This window comes from Vibrio sp. 1562, assembly GCF_033340155.1.
Classification (GTDB): Bacteria; Pseudomonadota; Gammaproteobacteria; order Enterobacterales; family Vibrionaceae; genus Vibrio; species Vibrio alginolyticus.
Genome location: NZ_JAWOVY010000402.1, coordinates 1 through 665 on the forward strand (window position 1 = coordinate 1; position 665 = coordinate 665).

The 665-nt window shown below is 46.8% G+C and carries 1 pseudogene; it reads right to left on the reverse strand.

Annotated elements, in window-relative coordinates:
- Nucleotides 1–71 precede the first annotated feature (71 nt).
- Nucleotides 72–665, reverse strand: a pseudogene (locus tag R7Z49_RS28185) (endonuclease); the annotation flags it as partial.

Here is a 665-nt window from a genome sequence, read left to right on the forward strand (position 1 = left end):
AGTGAAACTGCTTTCTGATGCACTCGATGTAAGCGCATGAGAAAGGAGCCGAAATCGGCTCCAAGTGAACGTTAAAAATAAAATGAGCTCGGCGAGTCACCTGGCAGAACCAAGTTCTCTTGCTCAAGGCTGATTTTGATTGGTGTTTCAACGGGCTGCTCTGGCTTATTGGTGCTGATACGCAACCGCTCTTGTGGCGCTTTTCGGTAAGCGGCTAAAACCTGTTCATCCAGCTCGCCTAATTTATCGGTAGCCAATTGCTTATAGTCCACCGTACCTGCCATCATGTAGCGGCTGAGTTTGACCCCAGCATAGTCGGCATGAGCGTAGTTACCCATCATAGCGACCAATTTCGACTGAGCTTCTCGCATTTCTTCTTTCAAAGATTTGATGTGATTTTCCAGTCGGACCACTTCGGCATGTGCTGAGCAATACTGTCGAGACAGTGATGTCCAACGGTATTGGGCTTCACCCTTGGGAACAAAACAATCTTGTTCAGGGCATTTTGACGGTTCTTTTTTGGTCTGTACTAACTCCCAAAACTGAAGCGCTGTTTCTTGCAACTCAGTTAAGAACGCCGCGTCTCGTTGTATTTCAAACTCAATCAGTTGATCCTCAAAATAGAAAACCAACCAACCTCGCGTGCTATTGGCGACCAGTATTTG